This window comes from Mesorhizobium sp. M1B.F.Ca.ET.045.04.1.1, from assembly GCF_003952465.1.
Taxonomy (GTDB): domain Bacteria; phylum Pseudomonadota; class Alphaproteobacteria; order Rhizobiales; family Rhizobiaceae; genus Mesorhizobium; species Mesorhizobium shonense.
Window position 1 is genome coordinate 5092281 of the sequence record NZ_CP034448.1, and the last position, 23354, is coordinate 5115634.

Consider the following 23354-nt stretch of genomic DNA (forward strand, 5'->3'; position numbering starts at 1 on the left):
AGGCTTTGTCGGAAATAGAGACCGGCCGGAGTGACGCTCCGGCCGCTTTTCATTTCACTGGCTTGATTGCTGCTGCATCAGCGCCTTCACCCACACCACGATACGCTCAGTGAGAAAACCCGTGGTCTGCGGCGACAGCACATCGCCGGCGATGACGTGGTTGTCCGGGTCGCCGGTGTCGTCGACAGGAACCAGCTCGTGCGGGCCGCCCCAGCGGCCGGCGATCTCGCGCGTGCGGTCCGGTCGCACCACCTTGTCGGCATCCGAGAAGATGAACAGGGCAGGGATGGTCGCCTTCTCGACCGGCGCGCCATAGGCGAGCTCAGTGAGCGCCGCCATCGGCAGCGTTGCCGACATCGGATATCTGGTGGTCCAGAATTTTTCGTGCAGCGCGTTGCGCGGCGGAAAGCTGCGTTCCCTGCCGCCGACGAGCTCGGCGATCTCTCTGCCCCAGGGCATGGTCAGGATCTCGGCGCCGGACGCCTTGACGCCGAAATTCGGCGAGATGAACGCGATCGCCGCGACGCCGTCGGAGGCGCCCGGCTGTGTTGCGGCCCAAGTTGCCAGCGAGGCGCCGGTCGAGGTGGCAATCACAATCACCTTATCGCCGATCGCGCGGCCAATGGCGAGCGCCTCCTCATAATCGTTGATCCAGGCATTGACGCTGCCTTCGGCCATGGCGGCGCCATCCTGCCCGTGGCCGGTCAGGCGCGTGTAGAAGAGGTTGGCGCCGAGTTCATCCGCGACATCGTCGGGCAGCGGACGAACCTCGCCCTTCGAGGCTGAGAAGCCATGGATATAGACGATCGAAAACTTCGTCTTGTCGTGAATCACCGGGTTCGCCCAGATGATTTCCTTATCCAGCCCATCGCGGATATTGGGCACGGCGGCTTCTTCGCGCGCCAGATAGGCCTGCGGATCGTCGCCGATCACCGAAGGATCGAAGCGGATCGTCGTGTCGACGGCAACACGTGGCCCGAGAACGAAACCGGCGACCAGAAGGAGGGCGAGACCCAGTACCGCAAGCACGATCCGTCGCCCCATCGCCGACTCCAAGCAACAATCCTCAACCTATGGCCGCATCCGCCGGCAGGCAATCGCGGTTTCGCCAGCTTATTTCGCCTTGTCCGATGATCGGCCCGTCTCGCCCGGTATCTTGCGATCGAAAAACAGCGGCCGTGCCTTCCAGCTGGTCGTCAGGCTGATGACCAGGCGGCCGATCGGGCGCGGCAACAGACCAAGCAGCTTCAAGGGCCAGCTTATGTGGTAGGGGAAGGTGACTTCGAAGCCGCCTTTTCTGATGCCGCGCACCATGCGGCGCGACGCGCGTTGCACAGGCATCAGGCTTGGCATCGGCAGCGTGTTCTTTTCCGTCAGCGGCGTGTCGACGAAGCCCGGATTGATCACCTGAATGCGGATGTTCATCTTGTCGAAGTCGTATTTCAACGACTCCGCCAGGATGTTGATCGCCGCCTTGGTGCCGCCATAGGCCGCCGTGGTCGGCCAGCCGGAATAGGCGGTGACCGATCCGACAAGGGCGACATGCCCGCGCCCCCGCGCGCGCATGTAGTCGACCACGGGCACCAGGCCGTTGACGATGCCGAAATAATTGACGGCGAAGGAGCGATGGAAATCGCGCACCACGAGGTGCTCGCCGGGGGTGGCGATGTAGTTGCCGGCGTTGAAGACGGCAAGCACGATCGGCCCCATCTCGTTCTCGATCGCGGCGGCCGTCCGTGCCATCCCTTCTTCGTCGGTCACATCGCAGGGAAAGGATTTCACATGGCCGCTCATCTGCGCCGTCTCGACCAGCAGCGTGTCGACCGGATCGCTCGGTAGCGCCGTCACCGCGATGGCATAGCCCTGCCTTGCGAGATCTTTGGCCAGCGCACGACCGAGACCGCTGCTGCCGCCCGTGATCCAGGCGACACCGTCTTTCGGGTTTGCCCGGTAGAGTGCCATTGAAAGTCCTGCGAATTGTCTGGCTCGGCGCATGACCCCGAAAACCGGTACCGGTTTTCGGAAAGGAATCATGCGCCAGATTAAAATCCTACAGCTTTGCGCGTCCGGTCGGACGCGCAAAGCTGTAGTGCTCTAGCGGCGAAGAAATAGGATGAAAAGAGCGCTTTTGAGCGCATCGCTGAAATGATCGCGAGGATTGCAGCGTCCGGAATGCGACTGGACCAGGCAAAATCTTGCCTTGAAACCGAGGCTTCCGGTTTCTAGGGTCTCGCCGCACGCATAAAGGAATCCTCATGCCTCGTAATGTGATCGAAGCGATCGGCAACACACCCTTGATCCGGCTCAACAAGGCTTCGGACGCGACCGGCTGCGAGATCCTGGGCAAGGCCGAATTCATGAATCCGGGACAATCGGTCAAGGACCGTGCGGGCCTCTTCATCATTAGGGACGCCGAGCAGCGCGGATTGCTGCGGCCGGGTGGCGTCATCGTCGAAGGGACCGCCGGCAACACCGGCATCGGCCTGACGCTGGTCGCCAAGGCGCTTGGCTACCGGACCGTCATCGTCATCCCCGACACGCAGAGCCAGGAGAAGAAGGACACGATCAAGATCCTGGGCGCCGAGCTGATCGAAGTGCCGGCCGTGCCCTACAAGAACCCGGACAACTATGTGAAGCTGTCGGGGCGGCTCGCCGAGCAACTGGCGCGTTCGGAACCGAACGGCGCGATCTGGGCAAACCAATTCGACAATGTCGCCAATCGCGACGGCCATATCCGCACGACGGCGGAAGAGATCTGGGCCCAAACTGGCGGCAAGGTCGACGGCTTCGTGTCGGCCGTCGGCACCGGCGGTACGCTCGCCGGCGTTGCGATCGGGCTGAAAGGCAAGAGCAACAACGTCAAAATAGCGCTCGCCGATCCGCTGGGCGCCGCCCTTTTCAGCTTCTACACCAGCGGCGAGCTGAAGGCGGATGGCAGTTCGATCACCGAAGGCATCGGCCAGGGCCGCATCACTGCCAATCTCGACGGATTCACACCGGACTTCTCCTACCAGATCCCGGACGAGGAAGCGTTGCCGATCATCTTCGACCTGATCCAGGAAGAGGGGCTCTGCGTCGGCGGCTCGACCGGCATCAACATAGCCGGCGCCATCCGGCTGGCGCGCGAGCTTGGTCCCGGCCATACCATCGTGACGATCCTCGCCGACTACGGCACGCGCTACCAGTCGAAGCTCTTCAATCCAGAGTTTCTGCGCGGCAAGAACCTGCCGGTGCCCGGCTGGATGGAAGAGAAAGCCGATATCTCGGTGCCGTTCGAAAAGGTGGCGTGATGGCGCAGAGGACCGAAGCGCTGTTTCGCGACGACGCTTATCTGAGGACCGCGGATGCGCAAGTCGTTGCCATCAACGACCGCGGCGGCATTCTTCTCGACCGGACGATCTTCTACGCCACCTCCGGCGGGCAGCCCGGCGACACCGGCCTGTTCGAACGCGCCGACGGCAACCGCATCGCGATCGCCGCCGCCATCACCGGCGAGACCAAGGACGAGATCATCCATGTGCCGGCGCCTGAGCAGGCTTTGCCGGCGGTCGGGGAAAAGCTGAGGCTCGCCATCGACTGGGAGCGGCGGCATCTTCTGATGCGCATGCATTCCGCTTGCCACCTGCTCACTGTTGTCTGCCCGTTTCCAATCACCGGGGCGGCGGTTGCCGAGGACGACAGCCGCGTCGACTTCGACATTCCCGATGCCGGCTTCACCAAGGACGACGTGACGGCGAGGCTGATGGAGCTGGTGCGGGCCGACCATCCGATTTTCACCCGGCTGATCACCGACGAGGAACTTGCGGCCAATCCAGGGCTTGTAAAATCGAAGAACGTGCGGCCGCCGGTCGGTACCGGCAGGATCCGTCTGGTCTGCATCGGCGACAACGCATCGATCGACAGCCAGCCTTGCGGCGGCACCCATGTGAAGAGCACGGGTGAGGTCGGCGAGATCCACATCGGCAAGATCGAGAAGAAGGGCCGCGAAAACCGACGCTTCCGCATCCGCTTCGGGCCGATGCCGGCGAACTGACGGGCCAAGACGGATAAGTCGCGAGAGGCGGGGCAGGAGCAGGAAAATGGACGAAGACAGCCCTTTTATCGTCGACGCGGACTGGCTCGAGAAGCGGCTCGGCACACCCGGGCTGACCATCATAGACGCCTCCTGGTACCTGCCGGCGCAGAAGCGTAATGCCCACGCCGAATACGCCGCATCGCATATTCCTGGAGCACTCTTCCTCGACCAGGATGAGGTTTCCGATCCGGATTCCAAGCTGCCGCATACATTGGCGTCGCCTCAATACTTCGCGCAATATGTCGGCTCCATGGGCGTTTCTGCCGACGACACCATTGTCGTCTATGATGGTCCGGGGCTGTTTTCTGCGCCGCGCGCGTGGTGGATGTTCCGCGTCATGGGCGTCTTCCAAGTCTACATCTTGAACGGCGGCCTCGATCGCTGGAAGACGGAAGGGCGGCCGGTGACGGCCGAGCAGACCAAGATTGCGCCTTGCGTCTTTTACGCCGATTTCGATGCAGGCCGGGTCGTCAGCCTCGACGAGATGCGCCGGATCGTTGGAAGCGGAGAAAGCCAGATCGCCGATGCGCGCTCTCCGGGGCGCTTCGCAGGAACCGATCCGGAACCGCGTCCTGGTGTCCGCTCCGGCCATATGCCCGGCGCGCATAACGTTCCGGTTGGCGCTCTTGGCGAAAATGGCGAATTGCTGCCTAAAGACCGCTTGCGCAAGGTCATCGAGGATGCCGGCATCGATCTTTCGAAGCCAGTCGTCACCTCGTGCGGATCGGGCATCACGGCGGCGGCGATCACGCTGGCGCTGGAGACGCTTGGCCATACCGACAACAGGCTGTACGACGGCTCATGGACCGAATGGGGCGGGCTGAGCGATACGCCCGTCGTGACGGGCAAGGAATGACGGCGATGGAAAACGGTGTGCCGAAGGATATCGAGGTCACGGTCACGTTCCTCGAAATGCATGCGCCGCCGGCCTCGTCGCCGCCGCTGCCTTACAACCGGCAGATCGCGCTGCTGAAGACCAAGGACATCCCGCTGCATTTTTACCGCTACCTGATCGACCGGGTTGGGCGCAAATGGCACTGGGTCAATGTGCTGAGACTGAGCGACGAGGAACTGGCCGCCGGCCTGCACCGCGAGGACCGCGACATCAGGGTGCTTTACCTCGACGGCTCCCCTGCCGGCTTTTTCGATCTCAAGCCGCATCTGCCGGACGAAGTGGAACTCGCCTATTTCGGCATGATGCAACACGCGCACGGCCAGGGCATCGGGCGCTGGTTCCTCGGCGCTGCGATTTCGGCTGCCTGGGCGCACGGGCCGAAGCGCGTCACGGTCCAGACCTGCACGCTCGACCATCCGGCAGCACTGCCGCTTTACCAGAAGCTCGGCTTTACGCCGGTGGCGCAGAAGAAGGAAGTCGTGCATCCTCTGACTTTCGCCGAGCGCTCGGCAAGCGTCATGCGGCCATAGTCAAGGGGAAGCGGCACAGTCGTCTGCCTCGATGCCGCTTACGCCACCGGCGGCTGGCCCTCGAAGGTCGGCAGCGAGGTGTCGATGCAAGCCCAGGGAGGCGCCTTGATCGTCCAGATCGTCGCTGCGGGCCGTATCATGCTTGGATCGTCAAGCGTACCCCCGCGCACGAAGATCAGATGCGGGCGCGATTCTGCTTCACTAAACAGGTGCACGCCGCAGGCCAGGCAGAAGCGACGGTGCATTCTGTTGCCGCTGTCGGCCACGCTCTCGTAATCGCGCGTCTCGCCGGCAATCTTGATGTGCGCCGTCAGAAAGCAGACGCTCACCGCCGCATTGCCGGCCGCGATGTACTGGCAGAAACGGCACCAGCACAAACGCGCGGTGATCGGCTCCGCGCGGCTTTCGTAGCGGACCGCGCCGCACAGGCATCCCCCGGTAATCATGCTCGGACCATCGCCAAACTCCAGCCGCCTGCGCGTCACAGCCTTTTTCTGCCATCATCATGGCGCGGAGCGCCCGGGGTGGCGAGTCCGATAACTTCAGTGTCGTGATTTCGGGTTCGTAATATTTTGATATTGCGCTCTGAGCGACGCGCGTGATCGCTTGGCAGGAATCGGGTGGGAGACGCCGTCGCCCAGGCATAATTTCCGGCCGACGACACCGGAGATTTCGCCATGACCATCCAGTTCAAAGCCTTGCCGAGCGAAGCCGTGCGCGCCTTGCAGCGCGGAGGGCCCGACGCCTACGGCCACACGCCCGAACGAAGGATTTCCGACGGCGACGGCGTGCCGTGCCGGCATTGCATGAAGAACGTTGCCGCCGGTGATGGCTATCTCATCCTCGCGTTCCGGCCGTTCCCGGAGCTTCAGCCTTACGCCGAAACCGGGCCGATCTTCCTGCATGTGGACGAATGCGAGCGTGCTGCGGAGGCGGACGCGCTGCCCGAGATCCTCGAAAGCAGCGACTACATCGTTCGTGGCTACGGCAAGGATGATCGCATCGTCTACGGCAGCGGCGCCGTCACCCCGACCGGCGATATCGCGGCCCGCGCAGAGACTTTGTTCGAGCGCGACGACATCGCCTACATCCACGTCCGCTCGGCGCGCAACAATTGCTACCAGTGCCGCATCGAGCGGGAGTGAGAGGAGCAAAAAAATGCCCGCCGATGGTCTGGCGGGCCGTTGGAAGTCTGTGACAGAAGCCTTCGGCGAAGCCGCCAGCGGGGCCGGTTTGCACCGAAACCGAGAGCGGCCGAAGCCATCAGGTAACGAAATCTGTCTAGGCAGGTTTCTTGGGCGCCGAATGTGAAGCATTTCACACAAGGAGCACCAATGGAGGGCACCGATTGGCTTGCATGGCTGAGCCGACCGCATGCTTTCGCAAACTGTCGTACTCCCGTCGTATAAACGCGCTAAAAGCTAATCGTTGATCGATTGCCGACCGCGGATGGACCGGCGGCACGTCGCAACATCGAGGAAGCGGGGCTCTGGCTCCGCTTTTTTGTTGCCCGGATTTTCCAAACAAGAAAATGCCCGCCGGAAGGACCGGCGGGCGCGACAGGAGGAAGCTCTTGTCTGGAGCGGATCATCGTTTCACAGAAACGCAGATACGCTCTATCTCTTTGTTTTTGCGCAATTCCGGACGGGAAACCGCAACACACTTTTCCCTGGGATTGCTCCGGTGTCAGGCGGCGAGCACCGCCTTCGGCTCGACCATTTCGTAGCCGAGCGCTTCGGCGACGGCGCGGTTGGTGATCTTGCCCTTGTGCACATTGAGGCCGTTGCGCAGGTGGTGGTCGTCGACCAGCGCCTTCAGGCCCTTGTCGGCGAGTTGCAGGCCATGATGCAAGGTCGCGTTGTTGAGCGCATGCGCCGAGGTGACCGGCACGGCGCCCGGCATGTTGGCGACGCAGTAGTGGATCACGCCATCGACCTCATAGGTCGGATCGGCATGGGTCGTGGCATGCGAGGTCTCGAAGCAGCCGCCCTGGTCGATGGCGACGTCGACGAGCACCGAGCCCTTCTTCATGCCCGACAGCATCTCGCGGGTGACGAGCTTGGGCGCGGCGGCGCCTGGGATCAGCACGGCGCCGACGACGATGTCGGCGGAGAAGCACTCTTCCTCCAGCGCCTCGACGGTCGAATAACGGGTATGGACGCGGCCGCCAAAAATGTCGTCGAGCTGGCGCAGGCGCGGGATCGAATGGTCGATGATGGTGACGTCGGCGCCGAGGCCGGCAGCCATCTTCGCGGCGTGCAGGCCGACGACGCCGCCGCCGAGCACGGTGACCTTGCCGGGCAGCACGCCGGGGACGCCGCCGAGCAGCACGCCGCGGCCGCCATTGGCCTTCTGCAGCGCGGTCGCGCCGGCCTGGATCGACAGGCGGCCGGCGACTTCCGACATCGGAGCCAGCAGCGGCAGCCCGCCGCGCTCGTCGGTCACCGTCTCATAGGCGACAGCGGTGACGCCAGAAGCCAGCAGGCCCTTGGTCTGTTCCGGATCCGGAGCGAGGTGGAGATAGGTGTAGAGGATCTGGCCGTCGCGCAACTGGACCCATTCGTTGGGCTGCGGCTCCTTGACCTTGACGATCATGTCCGACTTGGCGAACACGTCGGCGGCCGTCTTGGCGATGGTGGCGCCGGCGGCGCGATAGGCGTTGTCATCCGCGCCGATGCCGGCGCCGGCGCCAGTCTCGACCAACACTTCGTGGCCGTGAGCGACATATTCGCGGACCGAGCCGGGCGTGAGGCCGACGCGGTATTCATGGTTCTTGATTTCCTTGGGGCAGCCGACGCGCATTTTCTTCTCCTGTCCGGCCCTTGAAAGGGCGCTCTCCCTGACATTTCGTGCATGCAGCAAGCACCAAAACGCAGCGCGATTTCGGGCGACATGCAGTAGACGCAGTCAATCACGAATCGTTCCGTATGTGTTTGCGAATGCACTTGCGGCGAAGGACCATCTTCGATAATCGTTGCGCGAAATGCTCGTATCTTCGCAGGATTCACGAAAAATGCCGCTCGACAGGATTGATATCGCCATTCTGGAGACTTTGCAGAAGGATGGCCGGATACCCAACGCGGCACTTGCCGAGAAGGTAGGGTTGTCGCAATCGGCCTGCTCCAGGCGCCTCGATAATCTGGAGAAATCCGGAACCATCCGCGGCTATCACGCCAGGCTCTCCAACGCCGCGCTCGGCCATCAGATGACGGCGATCGTGCATATATCGCTGTCGGGGCAGTTCGAGAAGACGCTGTCGGATTTCGAGGCGGCGATCAAGCGCTGCCCGAACGTGCTCTCCTGCCACCTGATGTCGGGCGAATACGATTACATCCTGCGTATCGCGGCCAAGGACCTCGCCGACTACGAGCGCATCCACAAGGAATGGCTGTCGGCCATGCCGCATGTGACGAAGATCAACTCGTCCTTCGCCTTGCGCGAAATCGTCGACAGGACGGCGGTCGGCTTGAGGCCGGAGATGGCCTAGCGGTCACTTACCCCAGAGGCTTCGGTCACCACAGTTGTCATCGGGATATCATGCTGCTGCGGATAGATGGTGGCGATGCGCTGCAATTCGTAGCCGACACCGATGACCAGCGGCCTGAACGGCATGGCGGCCAGCGTACGGTCGTAGAAGCCGCCGCCATAGCCCAGCCGGAAGTTGCCGGGATCGATGCCGACGACAGGCGAGATCACGACGTCCGGCAGCACTGGATCGCCCTCGGCCGGGATCGGGATGTTCCAGACACCTTTCTCCAGCCGGTCGCCCGGTTTGTAGGCGCGGAATACAAGCGGCCGCGCCTTCTCGACGACGACGGGCAGCGCCGTGCGGCCGCCGCGCGCGTTGACCGAAGCCATCCAGCCGCGCAGGTCCGGCTCGCCGCGGAACGGCCAATAGAGGCTGACCATGCGCCCGGCAACGTCGCCGACCAGCGCGTCGAGGCCCACCGCAATGCGCGTCGACATCGCCGCTCGTGCGTCTGCCGAGACGGCAAGTCGGCCGCCGATCAGCCTTTCGCGCTCCGCCTTGCGCCAGCGCCTGACGTCTGTCCAGTCGGTGAGCGGCATCTGATAGGCCGGATCGAGCTCATGCATGAAACAAGGCGGCGAGGCGTATTGGGCCGGACCTTCGTCATCACGATTGTCAGTCATGCGTCACTCCTATCCCTCTGCTCCACGCTATACCTGGCGCTCCGGGAGCGACATGCGCGTTCACGACACCGGGCGACGACTCCGGGGCATGGATGTGGCCGCAGCAGTGTTGTTGCAGTGCACAAAAATGCTTACATCTAGTCAGGTTGGTTTGGCGAGGTGACTGAAATGGACGAAGCCAAGCATCATGTCGTGGTCGTCGGCGCAGGGTTCGGCGGCCTCGAGCTCACCCGCGCGCTGGCCGGCGCGCCAGTGCGCATCACCATGATCGACAAGCGTAATCACCACCTTTTCCAGCCGCTGCTTTACCAGGTGGCGACCACCTCGCTGGCGACATCGGAGATTGCCTGGCCGATCCGCCATCTGCTGCGCAGGCGCCAGGACGTGACGACGCTTCTGGGTAATGTCACCGGCGTCGACCGCGCCGGCAAGCGTGTTCTGCTGGAGGACGGCAGCTCGGTCGCCTACGACACGCTGGTGCTCGCCACCGGCGCACGCCACGCCTATTTCGGCCACGACGAATGGGAGCCTTTCGCGCCCGGGCTTAAGACGCTCGAGGATGCCACCACGATCCGGCGCCGCATCTTGCTCGCGTTCGAAGAGGCCGAGCGCGAGACCGATCCCGCCAAGCGCCAGGCCCTGCTGACGCTTGTCATCGTTGGCGGCGGGCCAACCGGCGTGGAGCTTGCCGGCACCATTGTCGAGCTCGCGCATGACACGCTGCGCGGCGAATTCCGCAACATCGACACGCGCCAGGCGCGCGTGGTGCTGATCGAAGCCGGCGACCGGATCCTTGCCAATTTTGCGCCGGAACTCTCGGCCTATGCGCAGAAAGCGCTGGAGCGGCTTGGCGTGACAGTCGAACTCGGCCGCCCCGTCACGCATCTGGACGCCGAAGGCGTCGTCTTTGGCGATACCCATCTGCCCGCAAGGACCATCCTGTGGGCAGCGGGCGTCGCCGCTTCGCCGGCAGCGGAATGGCTGGGAGCGACAGCCGACCGTGCGGGCAGGGTGCTGGTCGAGCCGGATCTCACCGTGCCGGGCAGCCCCGAGATATTCGTCATTGGCGACACGGCGCATCTGTTGCGGCCGGATGGAAAGCCGGTGCCGGGCGTTGCACCCGCAGCCAAGCAGCAGGGCAAGCATGTTGCCTCGACCATCAAGGCGCGGCTCGCCGGCGACAAGGCGCCGCGTCCGTTCCGCTATCGGCATGACGGCGACCTGGCAACGATCGGCAAGCGCGCCGCGGCAATCGATTTCGGCTGGATCAAGCTCACCGGCTGGCTCGCCTGGTGGCTTTGGGGGATTGCGCACATCTATTTTCTGATCGATTTCCGCAACCGGCTCGCGGTTACGCTTAGCTGGCTATGGATTTATTTCACCGGGCAGCGCAGCGCCCGGCTGATCACCCAGGGCGACGCCGACAAGGGCTGATTGCCCGCCGCGCCTGTTTCATCGACGCGTCACCTTGTCGTGATCAACAGGCTTCCAACAGACGTGGACTCGCAGCGCCTCGGACGCCATGCTCGGCGCTCGGGGCAGGGGCTGTCGCGTTGTCGAGGAGGAGGAAGCAATGTCACAGCCGTTCGTTACTCGCCGTGAGTTCCTGGCCGGAGCCGTCGCCGGCGGAGCGCTGATCATGCTGCATCCGTTCTCCGCCCGCGCTCAGGCCAATCAGGCGCATCTCAGGATCATGGAGACCACCGATATCCATGTGAATCTGCTGCCCTATGACTATTACGCCGACAAAGCGAACGACACGATGGGCCTGTCGCGCACGGCCTCGCTGATCGACGCGGTGCGCAAGGAAGCCACCAACGCGATGCTGATCGACAATGGCGACCTGCTGCAGGGAAATCCGATGGGCGACTACATCGCCTATGAGAAGGGCATGAAGGATGGCGATCTGCATCCGATCATGAAGGGCATGAACCTGCTCAGCTACGAATGCTCGACACTCGGCAACCACGAGTTCAATTACGGCCTCTCCTTCATGGACAAGGTGCTGGCCGGCGCCAATTTCCCGTTCGTATGTGCGAACCTAATCCGCGGCACCACGCTTGCCACAAATCCGCGCGACGACAAGCTCTACCTCAAGCCCTATGTCATCCTCGACAAGAAGATCAAAGACGGGGCAGGCGCCGAGCAGCCGATCCGGATCGGCGTCATCGGCTTCGTGCCGCCGCAGATCATGGTCTGGGACCTGAAGAACCTCGAAGGCAATGTGCAGACGCGCGACATCGTCGAGACGGCCAGGGCCTGGGTCCCGCAGATAAGGGAAGAGGGCGCCGACATCGTCATCGCGCTCTCGCATTCCGGTATCGACATCAAGCAAGGTGAGAAGATGGAGAACGCCTCGTTCTTCGTCGCCGGCGTCGATGGCATCGATGCGGTCTTCACCGGACACCAGCACCTCGTCTTCCCTGGCAAGAAGGATTTCCAGGCGCTAGAGGGCGTCGATACCGGGAAGGGCACGCTGCAGGGCAAACCGGCGGTGATGGGCGGCTTCTGGGGCTCGCATATGGGCCTGATCGACCTGTTGCTGGAGCGCGACGGCTCGAAATGGCGGGTCGTTTCCGCGACCTCCGAGGCGCGGCCGATCTACGAACGCGTCGACAACAAGAACAAGGCGAAAGTCGGCGACGACAAGCGCATCATCGCGGCGCTCGCGCAGGACCATGAAGCGACGCTCGCCTATGTCCGACGTCCGGTCGGCAAGACCTCGGCGCCGCTCTATTCCTATTTCGCTCTCGTTGCCGACGATCCGTCGGTGCAGATCGTCAATCAGGCGCAGAGCTGGTATCTCAAGGACATATTGAAGAGCACCCAGTGGAAGGATGTGCCGCTCCTGTCGGCGGCAGCGCCCTTCAAGGCCGGCGGCCGCAATGGCGCCGACTACTATACCGACGTTCCGGTGGGCGACGTCGCCATCAAGAATGTTGCGGACCTCTACCTCTACCCGAACACCGTGCGGGCGGTGGAAATCACCGGCGCGCAGGTGAAGGAATGGCTGGAGATGTCGGCCGGCATCTTCAACAGGATCGAGCCCGGCAAGGCGGACCAGCCGCTGATCAACACCGATTTTCCGTCCTATAATTTCGACGTCATCGACGGCGTCAGCTACAGGATCGACTTGTCGCAGCCGCCGAAATACGATTCGAAGGGCGGCATAGCGAACGCCGGCTCCAACCGTATCGTCGACCTTCAATTCGACAGCAAACCTATTGATCCTGCAGCGAAATTCGTTGTCGCCACCAACAATTACCGCGCCGGCGGCGGCGGCAATTTCCCCGACATCAACGCCTCGAAGATCATCTACGAGGCGCCGGATACCAACCGCGACGTGATCGTGCGCTACGTCATCAGCGAGGGCACGATCAATCCGTCGGCTGACGGCAACTGGTCGTTCGCGCCGTTGCCTGGAACCAGCGTCGTCTTCGAGACCGGACCCAGGGCGAAGGATTTCATCGATCAGGTGAAATCGCTGAAAATCGAGCCGGCCGGCGAGGGTGAGGCGGGTTTCGCCAAATACCGCATCATGCTTTGAGGCTGCGGCGGACAGTTCGGCCGGCGCCGTATCGCATCGCTAAAATGTGTTGGTAGAAAATGGTGAGTTGGAGCAATTGCCATCAAGGCACTCTGGTTCCGGCCAACCACATGGGTTAGCTTTAGCCATGCGTTATGTGATCGTCATCGTTGCCATCACCTTCTTCCTGATCTGGGACGGCCTCTACAACCAGGGCTACTACCTCGATGCGACCGTCAGGGAGATATCGCGCATCGTGCGCTACGTCACCGGCGCGGCCTGACTGTCAGAGCCTCGACGGCAGGGCGCGACATCGTTGCCGGTTGACGCGACGACCCTGCTCCCACAAAAAACGCGCTTATCCGTCGATCAAGGAGGCTGGATTGATCCGGCACATCGTTTTCTTCAGCGTGCGGCGCAAGGAGGATGTGGAGGCCGTGCGGTCGGGCCTGCAGGCACTGGGCAAGATCCCGCATTCGAAACATTTCGAGGTGACGCTCAACACCAAGGTCGATCTGTTCTCCAACGCGATCGACGTGGTCGTCTACGCCGAGTTCGAGGACGAGGCATCGCTTGCCGCTTATAAAGCACATCCTGTCTATGCGGAGACGACCAGCAAGGTGAAGCCGTTGCGCGAGCTGCGCTATTCGGCGGACGTCGTGGCCGCAGCCTGAGCCAGAGGCAATCCAGCTCGCTTCGCCAACGCCGGGCTTGAACCGGTTTCCGGAATGAGGCACATCGCGCCTGCATGATCAAAACTTCGCCCCACCCGCTCGATCATCTCGTCCTGCCCACGCAGAGCCTGGAGATCGCGAGGCAGCGCCTTTCGTCTCTCGGCTTTGTCGTCGCGCCGATCGGCGTCCACCCTTTCGGAACCGAGAACGCTTGCGTCTTTTTCGCTGACGGCACCTATCTGGAGCCGCTGGCCGTCGGCGATGAACGCACGGCGGGGCAGGCGATAGGCGAGGGCAACGTCTTCGTCGCGCGCGACCGCCTCTACCGCAACAAGCTTGGCGACGAGGGTTTTTCCGCCGTTGTTTTCGGAACCGCCGATGCCGATGCCGACCATGCGCGCTATGCCGAGGCTGGATTGTCGGCGGGAGACATGCTGAGCTTTTCGCGCGCCTTCACCGACGCCGCGGGCAAAAGCGACACGGCATCGTTCAAATTGGCGTTCGTGGCCGAGAGAAAAGCAACGGACGCATTCCTCTTCGCCTGCCAGCGGATCAATGCGCCGAAGATCGACCGCACGGCCCTGCAGGCGCATGCCAATGGGGCGACCGGCATCGTCGAGATCGTCGCGGTGAGCGACAGGCCGTCGAGCCAGTCCGGCCTGCTGTCGACCGCCGCCGGGCAGGATGCGAACGACGATGAGAAGATTCGATTGCCCAACGCGACCTTGACCGTTTTGTCGCCCGACGCTTTCGCCTCGCGCTTCGGCGTTTCGGCGGGCGGCCCTTCGGACCTGCGATTTACGGCCATCATCTTTGCGGTTCGCAGCATTGCCGCCGCCACGCATCTACTTGCGGCCAACGCGGTCGAACACAACATGAGCGGCGACGAGATCGTCGTGCCGCCGGCGCCCGGTCAGGGCGCGGCCTTCATCTTTCGGGAGATCCCATGAGCGAGCCCCTGGCGCCCAATGCATCGGTAACTGTCGGCAAGGTCGTCTTCGCGAACAATGCGCCCTTGTCGCTGATCGCCGGCCCTTGCCAGCTCGAATCGCGCCAGCACGCTTTCGACATGGCCGGCGCATTGAAGGAGTTGACCGCCAAGCTTGGCATCGGCCTCGTCTATAAAACCAGCTACGACAAGGCGAACCGCACCTCGCTGTCGGCGACGCGCGGCGCCGGGCTGGACGCGGCGATGCCGATCTTCGACGATCTGCGCAAGACGTTTTCGCTGCCGGTGCTGACCGACGTCCACACCGAGGAGCAATGCGCGATCGTGGCGCCGCATGTCGATGTCCTGCAGATCCCGGCTTTCCTTTCGCGCCAGACCGACATGCTTGTCGCAGCGGCGCGGACGGGCAAGGTCGTCAATGTGAAGAAGGGTCAGTTCCTGGCACCGTGGGACATGAAGAATGTCGTCGCCAAGATCACCGGCTCCGGCAACCCGAATGTATTGACCACCGAACGTGGCGCCTCATTCGGTTACAACACGCTGGTGTCGGACATGCGCGCGCTGCCGATCATGGCCGAGATCGGTGCTCCAGTGATTTTCGACGCCACCCATTCCGTGCAGCAACCGGGCGGGCAGGGTGGGTCCTCCGGCGGCGAACGCCGCTTCGTCGCAACACTGGCTTGCGCGGCCGTCGCCGTCGGCGTTGCCGGCGTCTTCATCGAGACCCACAATGATCCGGACAACTCGACGTCTTCCGACGGGCCCAACATGGTGCCTCTCAAGGACATGCCGGCTTTGCTGGAAAAGCTGATGGCGTTCGACCGCGTCGCCAAGGGGCGCTAAAGTCTCGTCCCTCGTTATTCGCTACGGCCGGCGCCAAGCATGTCGATTGCGAAGACGGCGTAATAGTCCAGCCCCCGCATGGGAGCGCTGACGGTCAGGATCCATCGCACATTGTCATGCACCCGCTCATATACGGGCGGCCCTTTGGACGGCAGCGCGTCGGGCGGGATCTGGAAGGCGAAGGAAATGCCTGCGCTCGACCGGACCGACGCGCGTGGCACGACCACCGTTTCCTGCCACCTCAGCTCATCCTTGTAGGTCGATTTTTGCGTCCCGCTGGTTCTCGCAATCGGTCCGCCGACCCGGTAGGTACGGATGCACCGCAGTTGCACCCTGTAATCGCCGTCCGGAGCCAGATCGCGGCTTGATCGCAGCGAACCTTCGAAGCGCTTGCCAGGCGTCGCCGCTCCGGCGACCAGTGTCGTCGCGCCGAACTTGCGAACCCGCAACGTGTCGCGGATCGCCTTCAGCAGTGCGTAAAGCGCGATGAGGACGAACAGGACCGGGATGAAGATCAGCGGGTTGAATTCACGATCGGTGACGTCGAAGTTGAGCGGAAGCTCGAAGTACCAGACGATCAAGATGCCGATCAGGCCCATGGTGCCGGCAAAGAAATATCCGCTGGACGCATTGGCGGCGTTGGCGTCGATCGTTGGCGCCGGCGCTTGCGCCGCAGCCTGCCGCCGATTGCGCTTTTGGCTCATCCCAAGCTCCCTGACGCAACAATGCCATGCAGTGCGACTGCGTGACAATGGCGATGAGCCTCAACTTCTCATGGCTTGTCGCTGGCAACCGCCGGCTGTAGGCTCGCCTGCGCAACTGAGCGCCTTGGCAGGAGGAAGCCAATGTCTGTCGCCCGCGTCACCGAAATCACGTCGTCGTCCTCGAAGAGCTTTCAGGATGCAATCGAGGAGGGCATTGCGCGCGCCGCAAAGACCCTGAAGAACGTCGAGGGCGCCTGGATCAAGGACCAGAAGATCGTCGTCCAGGGCGGCAAGATTGCCGCCTATCGCGTCAACATGAAGGTCACCTTCATCCTCACCGATTAAAACATGTCTCCCGAAAGTGGGAACCGGTTTCGGGACAAAGACATGCGTAAAATCAGAAGCTAAGCGCATGGAGCGAATCTGAAAGATCGCGACGCGCTTTAGGATCAGGCCGCCAGCGGAAAGTCTGGAACCTTCGTTCGCTCCTCTCATTGTCCAGACAGGCAAGCAATTGAGAGGAGCACCCCTATGACTACCCCGTCTGGTCACACCGAAGCCATTGCCGCCACGCGCGTCATCGGCACCTCGGTCTACAACACCGAAGGCGACAGTATCGGCAGCGTCGAGGATGTCATGCTCGACAAGATGTCGAACGGCATCATGTTCGCAGTCATCGGCTTCGGCGGCTTCCTCGGCATGGGAGAGAAATACCATGCCATCCCATGGGCGAGCCTCGACTACGACCCGGAGAAGGGCGGTTACGTCGTGCCTTTCACCAAGGACCAGCTCAAGGCGGCACCCGCGTACTCGATCAAGGAGCTGACCGGCGCCGACGGCGAAGCGGCGCGCGATGCGTCCTTCGAATATTACCACATAAAGCCCTACTGGCATTGACCGCTTAAGCGGCGGATCGGAATCGAAAGGCCCCCGGAATTGAACTGACCCCCGAAAGTTGGACACAACCTTCGGGGGTTTTGCATGTCCAAACACAGTGCGCGTTTCAAGCGCTCGGTTGTCGATAGCTATTTGTGCGGGGATGAAAGCTACGCGAGTGCGGCGTCTAAGCGTGGAGTTGACGCGGCGACTGTGCGCAAGTGGGTTGCTTTGTACCAGGCGCATGGCGATGCCGGGCTGTCGCGGAAGTACGGTCGTTACGATGTGGCGTTCAAGCTGTCGGTGCTCGAGCGGATGTGGAAGGACGGTCTGTCGCATCGCCAGACGGCGACGCTGTTCAATATCCGCAATTCCGGTTGCCTGACGGGCTGGGAGAAGCACTATCATGCGGGTGGGATAGAGGCGCTCGGCCCCCGCCCTAGAGGACGACCCATGTCAAAGCCGCCGGCCCCTGCGGTGCCTGTTGCAGCCAGTGACGAGGCCAAAAGCCGCGAAGAATTGCTGGCCGAGTTGAAGCAGTTGCGGATGGAGAACGCCTACCTAAAAAAACTGAAGGCCTTAACGCAGGAACATGCGCCCAAAAAGCGCAAGCCGTCCAAGCGTTAAGGCCGTTTTATCCGCTTAAGGACCTGCTCGACCTGGCGAAGCTGCCGCGCAGCACGTTCTATTACAGGCAAAAGGCGGCCTCGCGCCCGGACCGTCATGCGGCGCTGAAGGAGGCGATCAAGGCCATCTTCGACAGCCACAAGGGCCGCTATGGCTATCGCCGGGTGACCGTGCAACTGCGCCAGTTGGGCCAATGCGTCAACCACAAGACCGTCCAGAGCCTGATGGCCGGGATGGGATTGAAGTCACTGGTCAGGCCGAAGAAGTATCGTTCCTACAGGGGCGAGATCGGGCGGACCGCTCCCGATCTCTTGCAGCGCAAGTTCGGCGCCGACCGCGCCAACCGCAAATGGGTGACCGACGTGACGGAGTTCAGCGTGGCCGGCGACAAGCTCTACCTGTCTCCCATCATGGATCTCTACAATGGCGAGATCGTCGCCTTCGAGACGGCGCGCCGGTCGCGCTTCAAACTGGTGGACAACATGCTGACCAAAGCCTTCGCCCGGCTCAACGAGGACGAGCGGCCGATCCTGCATTCCGATCAGGGATGGCAATACCAGATGTCGGCATTCCAGCGCAGGCTGGAGGCCAGAGGCCTTGCACAGAGCATGTCACGCAAAGGCAATTGCCTCGACAACGCACCGATGGAGAGCTTCTTCGCCACACTCAAGTCCGAGCTCTTCCATCCGGAAAGGTTCGACACTGTCCAAAGCCTCGATACGGCCATCAAGGGCTACATCGACTATTACAACCACCGCCGCATCAAACTGAAACTGAAAGGGCTGGCCCCTGTGCAATACAGGACCCAGCCCTTAAATCTACCAGCTCAATGAACCGTCCAACTTTACGGGGTCAGTTCAAATCCGGGGGCCTTCGTGCATCTGGTCCTCTACTCCGCCGCGCGGAGGGTAGAAAGCTCCATCGAGCTTTGCTGGGGCTTCTGGCTGTCGCAGGACGTCAGAAACGCCGCCGCGATCAGAAACAAACTCACGATACCGCTCAACTGGGACATGGCGAAACTCCTCCTGTTTCGCCCCGCGCAGACTCGAACATAAATCAGAACCCCGCCTGGCGGGCATGACTTATGATGACAGAAATTTGCGCTTCGTGAATCCAGCCGCCGGCAATATTTGCGGACGGCCCGATTGCCTTTTGCGGTGCTTTGGCTAAGAGGGGCGCGACGCTTCAATCGATCAATCGGGGACATCGCAATGACCGCCATCGTCGACATAGTCGGGCGTGAAATCCTGGACAGCCGTGGAAATCCGACCGTCGAGGTCGACGTGGTGCTGGAAGACGGCTCGATGGGCCGCGCCGCGGTGCCGTCGGGCGCCTCGACCGGCGCGCATGAGGCGGTCGAGCTGCGCGACGGCGGGCCGCGCTATCTCGGCAAAGGTGTCGAGCGTGCGGTCGAGGCCGTGAACGGCGAGCTGTTCGAGGCGATCGGCGGCATGGAGGCCGAGAACCAGATCCACATCGACCAGACGATGATCGAGCTCGACGGCACGCCGAACAAGAGCCGGCTCGGCGCCAATGCCATCCTCGGCGTGTCGCTGGCGATCGCCAAGGCCGCGGCGGAGGCCGCCGGCCTGCCGCTCTACCGCTATGTCGGCGGCACCAAGGCGCACATCCTGCCGGTGCCGATGATGAACATCATCAACGGCGGCGCCCATGCAGACAACCCGATCGACTTCCAGGAATTCATGATCCTGCCGGTCGGCGCGCCGACGCTGCGCGACGGCGTGCGCTGGGGCTCGGAGATCTTCCACACGCTGCGCAAGAAGCTGAAGGACGCCGGCCACAACACCAATGTCGGCGACGAGGGCGGCTTCGCCCCTAACCTGAAGAGCGCGCCGTCGGCGCTCGATTTCATCATGGAATCGATCGAGAAGGCCGGCTTCAAGCCTGGCGAGGACGTGGCGCTTGGCCTCGACTGCGCCGCGACCGAGTTCTTCAAGGACGGCAATTATGTCTATGAGGGCGAGAAGAAGACGCGTGATCCGAAGGCGCAGGCCAAATACCTTGCCAAGCTCGCTTCCGACTATCCGATCATCACCATCGAGGACGGCCTTGCCGAGGACGACTGGGAGGGCTGGAAGATCCTGACCGACCTCATCGGCACGAAGACCCAACTCGTCGGCGACGACCTGTTCGTCACCAACACGGCGCGGCTGCGCGACGGCATCCGCATGGGCGTCGCCAACTCGATCCTGGTCAAGGTCAACCAGATCGGCTCGCTGACCGAAACGCTCGACGCGGTCGAGACCGCGCACAAGGCCGGCTACACCGCCGTCATGTCGCACCGTTCGGGAGAGACCGAGGATTCGACCATCGCCGACCTTGCGGTGGCGACCAATTGCGGACAGATCAAGACCGGCTCGCTGTCGCGCTCGGACCGCATGGCCAAGTACAACCAGCTCATCCGCATCGAGGAAGAACTCGGCAAGCAGGCACGCTACGCTGGCAAATCGGTGATCAAAGGCTGATTCTGAGCAATTTCCAGGGAACGTAACGGCAGGTCATTCGTCCAGCCCACCAGGGAGCGCCGCATGACCTCAGGCGGCGCACCTTGAGGTTAGATGCATGTCGCCGCCAGGCTGCGGCGCGTTTTGGCGACATGCACCGATCCTGTGGAAGGCTGCCGCCGCTCACACGCTTTCCGTGCGATGCACGTCCAGCGCCGCCGAGAGGCTTCCCGTTATTTTCTGCATCACATCGGGAAGGCTTCGGTCGACGCCGTAGACGAAGCCTGGGAAATCGAGCGGTTTCTGCCGGGACCAGATTGCCTCGTGCTGGTCCGGGGGCAGGATTTGGGTTGGATCGCCAACCGCGATCCAGCCGATCGGCACGACCGTGCCAGGCTCGAGGTGGGTGCGCAGGTGAACGGTGCCATTGATGCGAACCTCCGAGCCACGCTCGATATGCGCACCATGGAAAACCGCCGCGCCCGTAGCGATGAAGACCTCGTCTGCGACTTCTGCGCCAACCACGTGGCTATTGGGGCCGACGATGCAATGGTTCCCGATCGTGCAAGGGTGGCGTGCCGTGGCGCGGATCACGGCGTTCTCCAGCACGATGCAGTTGCGGCCGATGCGGATCGAGCCGCCCGCCTCCGCCACAAGGCGGGCGCCATGCATTATCCGGCTGCCAGCGCCAATGGCGACATCGCCACAGACGGTGGCGTCCGGAGCGACCCACGCATCGGTATCGATCACTGGTGAATGCCCCGCGTAAGAAATGATCATCGCTCGCTCTCCTGTTTCTCGATCTCAGCCGCGCGACAGCCGATCGGGCAAACCTCAGCTCCGCAGAGGTCATGTTCGCAGAGGCGGCACGTTGTCCGCGCGAAGGCGCGGGAGGTTGTTGCGCCGGCAAGAATCTTATCCAGCATCGAAACAAAGCGCCGCCGCTCATCCGGTCGCAGTGCCGACAGCAATCCGTCGAGCACGGCAAGTCGGAGAGCCTGCATCTCCTTGACCTGGCCGTGGCCGCTCTCCGTCAGCGCCAGCGGCGTGACACGACCCTCCGGTTTGCCGCGCTCAATCAGCGCCTGCCGCTCCAGCCCGTCGATCAAACGCACGGCAGTCGGTTGGCTGACACCGACGACCTCGGCGAGTTCCGTCGTCGTCAGCCCCGGCTTGAAGTGCAGCATCGACAGCACCGCCGCCGCGCTCGGCGAAAGCTCTCTCAACGACGCTTCCGTCCGGTCGCGAATCATGGCGCCGAGCGCGCCGAGTTTATTGGCGTCCAACAATTGCATAGCGTATGCATATATAACTTCATGGCAACGTCAACTGTTTTGTGCGACCAAGCTGCGCGACCGCAACGCATCGAGGCAACATCCCTGCCGGGCCGCTCCAGTTTCATGCTTCGTAACCGTCCATTAAGCACAATTGGGCGAAAAGAGACTCGATGGTCGCTTGCGTTCGCGGCCGCGAGGGTTCGGGTCATGTGGACACGTCAGCATAAGCAGAGAAACACCGGCAGGCTGATCATTCCGTCGCTCTGCGCGCTGTTCCTCACTTATTTCGGCTTCCATGCCTATCATGGCGAGTTCGGCATCTACTCCAAGTATCGGCTGCAGGCCCTGGCGGCCGAACTGCAGGCCCGGCTCGATGCCGTCAAGGCGCGCCGGGTCGACTTCGAGCGCCGCGTCCAGCTCTTGCATGAAGGCACGCTGGAGAAGGACATGCTTGACGAGCAGGCCCGAAAGGCGCTCAATCTGTCTCAGCCCGACGAAATCACCATCATGCTGCCCGCCCCGGCGAAATAACCGAATTTCGGTTAATCGCGCTTATTCGCAATGATTCTAATCGCTTAGATGCATGCCAGCCATGCATTTTTCAGCATGGCGCAATGCATCCTCGCATGTTAGCCTCGCTCAAATCGGTGGGGAGACGGTCGCTCTCCCTGAATGTCCGCGAAGAGACGCCAACAGGGAGTGATGCATGGCCACCGCCGCCAGAAAAGCGCCTGCCAAGTCCAAATCCAGATCCGACGGCAAATCGTCGACCCTTTCCACCCCCAAGCCAGCCGAATTCACCAAGGAAGAAGAGCTTTCCGCCTACCGGCACATGCTGCTCATCCGCCGCTTCGAGGAGAAGGCGGGCCAGCTCTACGGCATGGGCTTCATCGGCGGCTTCTGCCACCTCTATATCGGCCAGGAGGCCGTCGTCACCGGCATGAAGATGGCGCTCATCGAGGGCGACCAGATGATCACCGCCTATCGCGACCACGGCCATATGCTGGCGATGGAGCTTTCGCCGCGTGGCGTCATGGCCGAACTCACAGGCCGCCGCGGCGGCCTGTCGAAGGGCAAAGGCGGCTCCATGCATATGTTCTCCAAGGAGAAGCATTTCTATGGCGGTCACGGCATCGTCGGCGCGCAGGTGTCGCTCGGCACCGGTCTCGCCTTCGCCAACCGCTATCGCGACAACAAGAACGTCTCGCTGACCTATTTCGGCGACGGCGCCGCCAACCAGGGCCAGGTCTACGAAAGCTTCAACATGGCTTCGCTGTGGAAGCTGCCGGTCATCTACATCATCGAGAACAACCGCTACGCCATGGGCACGTCCGTGTCGCGCTCGTCCGCCGAGACCGACTTCTCCAATCGCGGCGCCTCCTTCAAGATTCCCGGCATGCAGGTCGACGGCATGGATGTCCGCGCGGTCAAGGCCGCCGGCGATGTCGCCGCCGAATGGTGCCGCGCCGGCAACGGCCCGCTCATCCTCGAAATGCAGACCTATCGCTATCGCGGACACTCGATGTCCGATCCGGCGAAATACCGCTCCAAGGAGGAAGTGCAGAAAATGCGCTCCGAGCATGACCCGATCGAGCAGGTCAAGGCGCGGCTGATGGACAAGAAGTGGGCGAGCGAGGACGAGCTCAAGGCCATCGACAAGGAGGTTCGCGACGTTGTCGCCGATGCCGCCGAATTCGCCCAGAACGACGCCGAGCCGGATCCGTCCGAGCTCTGGACCGACATCGTACTCTAAGGAGAGGG

The 23354-nt window shown here is 62.5% G+C and carries 26 protein-coding genes and 1 pseudogene; 18 read left to right on the forward strand and 9 right to left on the reverse strand.

All coding sequences use genetic code 11. From position 1 onward, the window contains the following. Positions 1–54: 54 nt before the first annotated feature. Positions 55–1044, reverse strand: a complete 990-nt coding sequence (locus tag EJ071_RS25180; RefSeq protein WP_126100265.1) for an alpha/beta fold hydrolase — start codon at positions 1042–1044, stop codon at positions 55–57. Between the two features lie 69 nt (positions 1045–1113). Continuing rightward, positions 1114–1962, reverse strand: a complete 849-nt coding sequence (locus EJ071_RS25185) for an SDR family NAD(P)-dependent oxidoreductase (RefSeq protein ID WP_126100266.1) — start codon at positions 1960–1962, stop codon at positions 1114–1116. Positions 1963–2255: 293 nt separating this feature from the next. On the opposite strand from EJ071_RS25185, the gene EJ071_RS25190 reads away from it, so the two are divergent. The 4 genes from EJ071_RS25190 to EJ071_RS25205 are packed head-to-tail and all read left to right on the forward strand — an operon-like array spanning position 2256 to position 5500. Beyond that, complete coding sequence (locus EJ071_RS25190; protein WP_126100267.1) at positions 2256–3290, forward strand: cysteine synthase A; 1035 nt, start codon at positions 2256–2258, stop codon at positions 3288–3290. Then, positions 3290–4033 (forward strand): alanyl-tRNA editing protein, encoded by a 744-nt coding sequence (locus EJ071_RS25195; protein ID WP_126100268.1) that lies wholly within the window; start codon positions 3290–3292, stop codon positions 4031–4033. Before EJ071_RS25190 ends, EJ071_RS25195 begins: the two co-directional genes overlap by 1 nt. A 46-nt stretch (positions 4034–4079) precedes the next feature. After that, the gene (gene sseA / locus EJ071_RS25200) at positions 4080–4931 is read left to right on the forward strand and encodes a 3-mercaptopyruvate sulfurtransferase (RefSeq protein ID WP_126100269.1); all 852 of its coding nucleotides are present in this window, start codon (positions 4080–4082) and stop codon (positions 4929–4931) included. 5 nt (positions 4932–4936) lie between these two features. Continuing rightward, a complete protein-coding gene (locus EJ071_RS25205) occupies positions 4937–5500 on the forward strand; it encodes a GNAT family N-acetyltransferase (RefSeq protein ID WP_126100270.1) in 564 nt (187 codons plus the stop codon). A gap of 38 nt (positions 5501–5538) precedes the next feature. Here the strand turns inward: EJ071_RS25205 and EJ071_RS25210 are convergent, their stop codons facing one another. Beyond that, on the reverse strand, positions 5539–5985 hold the full coding sequence (locus tag EJ071_RS25210) for a GFA family protein (protein WP_210211881.1): 447 nt from the start codon (positions 5983–5985) through the stop codon (positions 5539–5541). 192 nt (positions 5986–6177) lie between these two features. Between EJ071_RS25210 and EJ071_RS25215 the strand changes: the two genes are divergently transcribed. After that, positions 6178–6645 (forward strand): DUF1203 domain-containing protein, encoded by a 468-nt coding sequence (locus tag EJ071_RS25215; protein WP_126100271.1) that lies wholly within the window; start codon positions 6178–6180, stop codon positions 6643–6645. 541 nt (positions 6646–7186) lie between these two features. Here the strand turns inward: EJ071_RS25215 and ald are convergent. Continuing rightward, a complete protein-coding gene (gene ald / locus EJ071_RS25220) occupies positions 7187–8302 on the reverse strand; it encodes an alanine dehydrogenase (protein WP_126100272.1) in 1116 nt (371 codons plus the stop codon). 211 nt (positions 8303–8513) lie between these two features. Here ald and EJ071_RS25225 point away from each other — a divergent pair, with 211 nt between their 5' ends. Further along, positions 8514–8987 (forward strand): Lrp/AsnC family transcriptional regulator, encoded by a 474-nt coding sequence (locus tag EJ071_RS25225; RefSeq protein WP_059188527.1) that lies wholly within the window; start codon positions 8514–8516, stop codon positions 8985–8987. On the opposite strand, the gene EJ071_RS25230 is transcribed toward EJ071_RS25225, so the two are convergent. Then, positions 8984–9652 carry a 5-formyltetrahydrofolate cyclo-ligase gene (locus tag EJ071_RS25230; protein ID WP_126100273.1) on the reverse strand — a complete coding sequence of 223 codons (669 nt, stop codon included), beginning with the start codon at positions 9650–9652 and terminating at the stop codon, positions 8984–8986. The genes EJ071_RS25225 and EJ071_RS25230 overlap by 4 nt on opposite strands. 168 nt (positions 9653–9820) lie before the next feature. On the opposite strand from EJ071_RS25230, the gene EJ071_RS25235 reads away from it, so the two are divergent. The 6 genes from EJ071_RS25235 (at position 9821) to kdsA (ending at position 15644) form a co-directional block, all read left to right on the forward strand. Further along, entirely contained in the window at positions 9821–11086 is a 1266-nt protein-coding gene (locus tag EJ071_RS25235) for an NAD(P)/FAD-dependent oxidoreductase (protein ID WP_126100274.1), read from the forward strand. Between the two features lie 139 nt (positions 11087–11225). Continuing rightward, on the forward strand, positions 11226–13199 hold the full coding sequence (locus EJ071_RS25240; RefSeq protein ID WP_126100275.1) for a bifunctional 2',3'-cyclic-nucleotide 2'-phosphodiesterase/3'-nucleotidase: 1974 nt from the start codon (positions 11226–11228) through the stop codon (positions 13197–13199). Between the two features lie 127 nt (positions 13200–13326). Beyond that, complete coding sequence (locus EJ071_RS40095) at positions 13327–13461, forward strand: hypothetical protein (RefSeq protein ID WP_281058877.1); 135 nt, start codon at positions 13327–13329, stop codon at positions 13459–13461. Positions 13462–13561: 100 nt separating this feature from the next. Next, positions 13562–13852 carry a Dabb family protein gene (locus tag EJ071_RS25245; RefSeq protein WP_126100276.1) on the forward strand — a complete coding sequence of 97 codons (291 nt, stop codon included), beginning with the start codon at positions 13562–13564 and terminating at the stop codon, positions 13850–13852. A 74-nt stretch (positions 13853–13926) separates the two neighbouring features. Then, positions 13927–14802 carry a VOC family protein gene (locus EJ071_RS25250; RefSeq protein WP_126100277.1) on the forward strand — a complete coding sequence of 292 codons (876 nt, stop codon included), beginning with the start codon at positions 13927–13929 and terminating at the stop codon, positions 14800–14802. Next, positions 14799–15644 carry a 3-deoxy-8-phosphooctulonate synthase gene (gene kdsA, locus EJ071_RS25255; protein ID WP_126100278.1) on the forward strand — a complete coding sequence of 282 codons (846 nt, stop codon included), beginning with the start codon at positions 14799–14801 and terminating at the stop codon, positions 15642–15644. Before EJ071_RS25250 ends, kdsA begins: the two co-directional genes overlap by 4 nt. A 14-nt stretch (positions 15645–15658) precedes the next feature. Here kdsA and EJ071_RS25260 read toward each other — a convergent pair whose 3' ends face one another. Continuing rightward, the gene (locus tag EJ071_RS25260; RefSeq protein ID WP_126100279.1) at positions 15659–16348 is read right to left on the reverse strand and encodes a hypothetical protein; all 690 of its coding nucleotides are present in this window, start codon (positions 16346–16348) and stop codon (positions 15659–15661) included. Positions 16349–16489: 141 nt separating this feature from the next. Here EJ071_RS25260 and EJ071_RS25265 point away from each other — a divergent pair, with 141 nt between their 5' ends. The 3 genes and pseudogenes from EJ071_RS25265 (at position 16490) to EJ071_RS25275 (ending at position 18684) form a co-directional block, all read left to right on the forward strand. Further along, entirely contained in the window at positions 16490–16693 is a 204-nt protein-coding gene (locus EJ071_RS25265) for a dodecin family protein (RefSeq protein WP_126100280.1), read from the forward strand. Positions 16694–16879: 186 nt separating this feature from the next. After that, positions 16880–17245 carry a PRC-barrel domain-containing protein gene (locus tag EJ071_RS25270; protein ID WP_126100281.1) on the forward strand — a complete coding sequence of 122 codons (366 nt, stop codon included), beginning with the start codon at positions 16880–16882 and terminating at the stop codon, positions 17243–17245. Between the two features lie 84 nt (positions 17246–17329). After that, positions 17330–18684: pseudogene (locus EJ071_RS25275) on the forward strand (IS3 family transposase). A 56-nt stretch (positions 18685–18740) separates the two neighbouring features. Here EJ071_RS25275 and EJ071_RS40100 read toward each other — a convergent pair. Continuing rightward, positions 18741–18863, reverse strand: coding sequence for a hypothetical protein (locus EJ071_RS40100; RefSeq protein WP_278077365.1), 123 nt, complete (start codon positions 18861–18863; stop codon positions 18741–18743). Positions 18864–19062: 199 nt separating this feature from the next. Here EJ071_RS40100 and eno point away from each other — a divergent pair, with 199 nt between their 5' ends. Further along, complete coding sequence (eno, locus tag EJ071_RS25280; RefSeq protein ID WP_126100282.1) at positions 19063–20337, forward strand: phosphopyruvate hydratase; 1275 nt, start codon at positions 19063–19065, stop codon at positions 20335–20337. 162 nt (positions 20338–20499) lie between these two features. Here eno and EJ071_RS25285 read toward each other — a convergent pair whose 3' ends face one another. Both EJ071_RS25285 and EJ071_RS25290 read right to left on the reverse strand, forming a co-directional pair. After that, positions 20500–21096 carry a gamma carbonic anhydrase family protein gene (locus EJ071_RS25285; RefSeq protein ID WP_126100283.1) on the reverse strand — a complete coding sequence of 199 codons (597 nt, stop codon included), beginning with the start codon at positions 21094–21096 and terminating at the stop codon, positions 20500–20502. Next, complete coding sequence (locus EJ071_RS25290) at positions 21093–21611, reverse strand: MarR family transcriptional regulator (RefSeq protein ID WP_126100284.1); 519 nt, start codon at positions 21609–21611, stop codon at positions 21093–21095. The genes EJ071_RS25285 and EJ071_RS25290 overlap by 4 nt, the downstream gene beginning before the upstream one ends. Positions 21612–21800: 189 nt before the next feature. On the opposite strand from EJ071_RS25290, the gene EJ071_RS25295 reads away from it, so the two are divergent. Then, complete coding sequence (locus EJ071_RS25295) at positions 21801–22124, forward strand: septum formation initiator family protein (RefSeq protein ID WP_126100285.1); 324 nt, start codon at positions 21801–21803, stop codon at positions 22122–22124. A gap of 175 nt (positions 22125–22299) precedes the next feature. Beyond that, positions 22300–23346, forward strand: coding sequence for a pyruvate dehydrogenase (acetyl-transferring) E1 component subunit alpha (pdhA, locus tag EJ071_RS25300; protein ID WP_126100286.1), 1047 nt, complete (start codon positions 22300–22302; stop codon positions 23344–23346). Positions 23347–23354 lie beyond the last annotated feature (8 nt).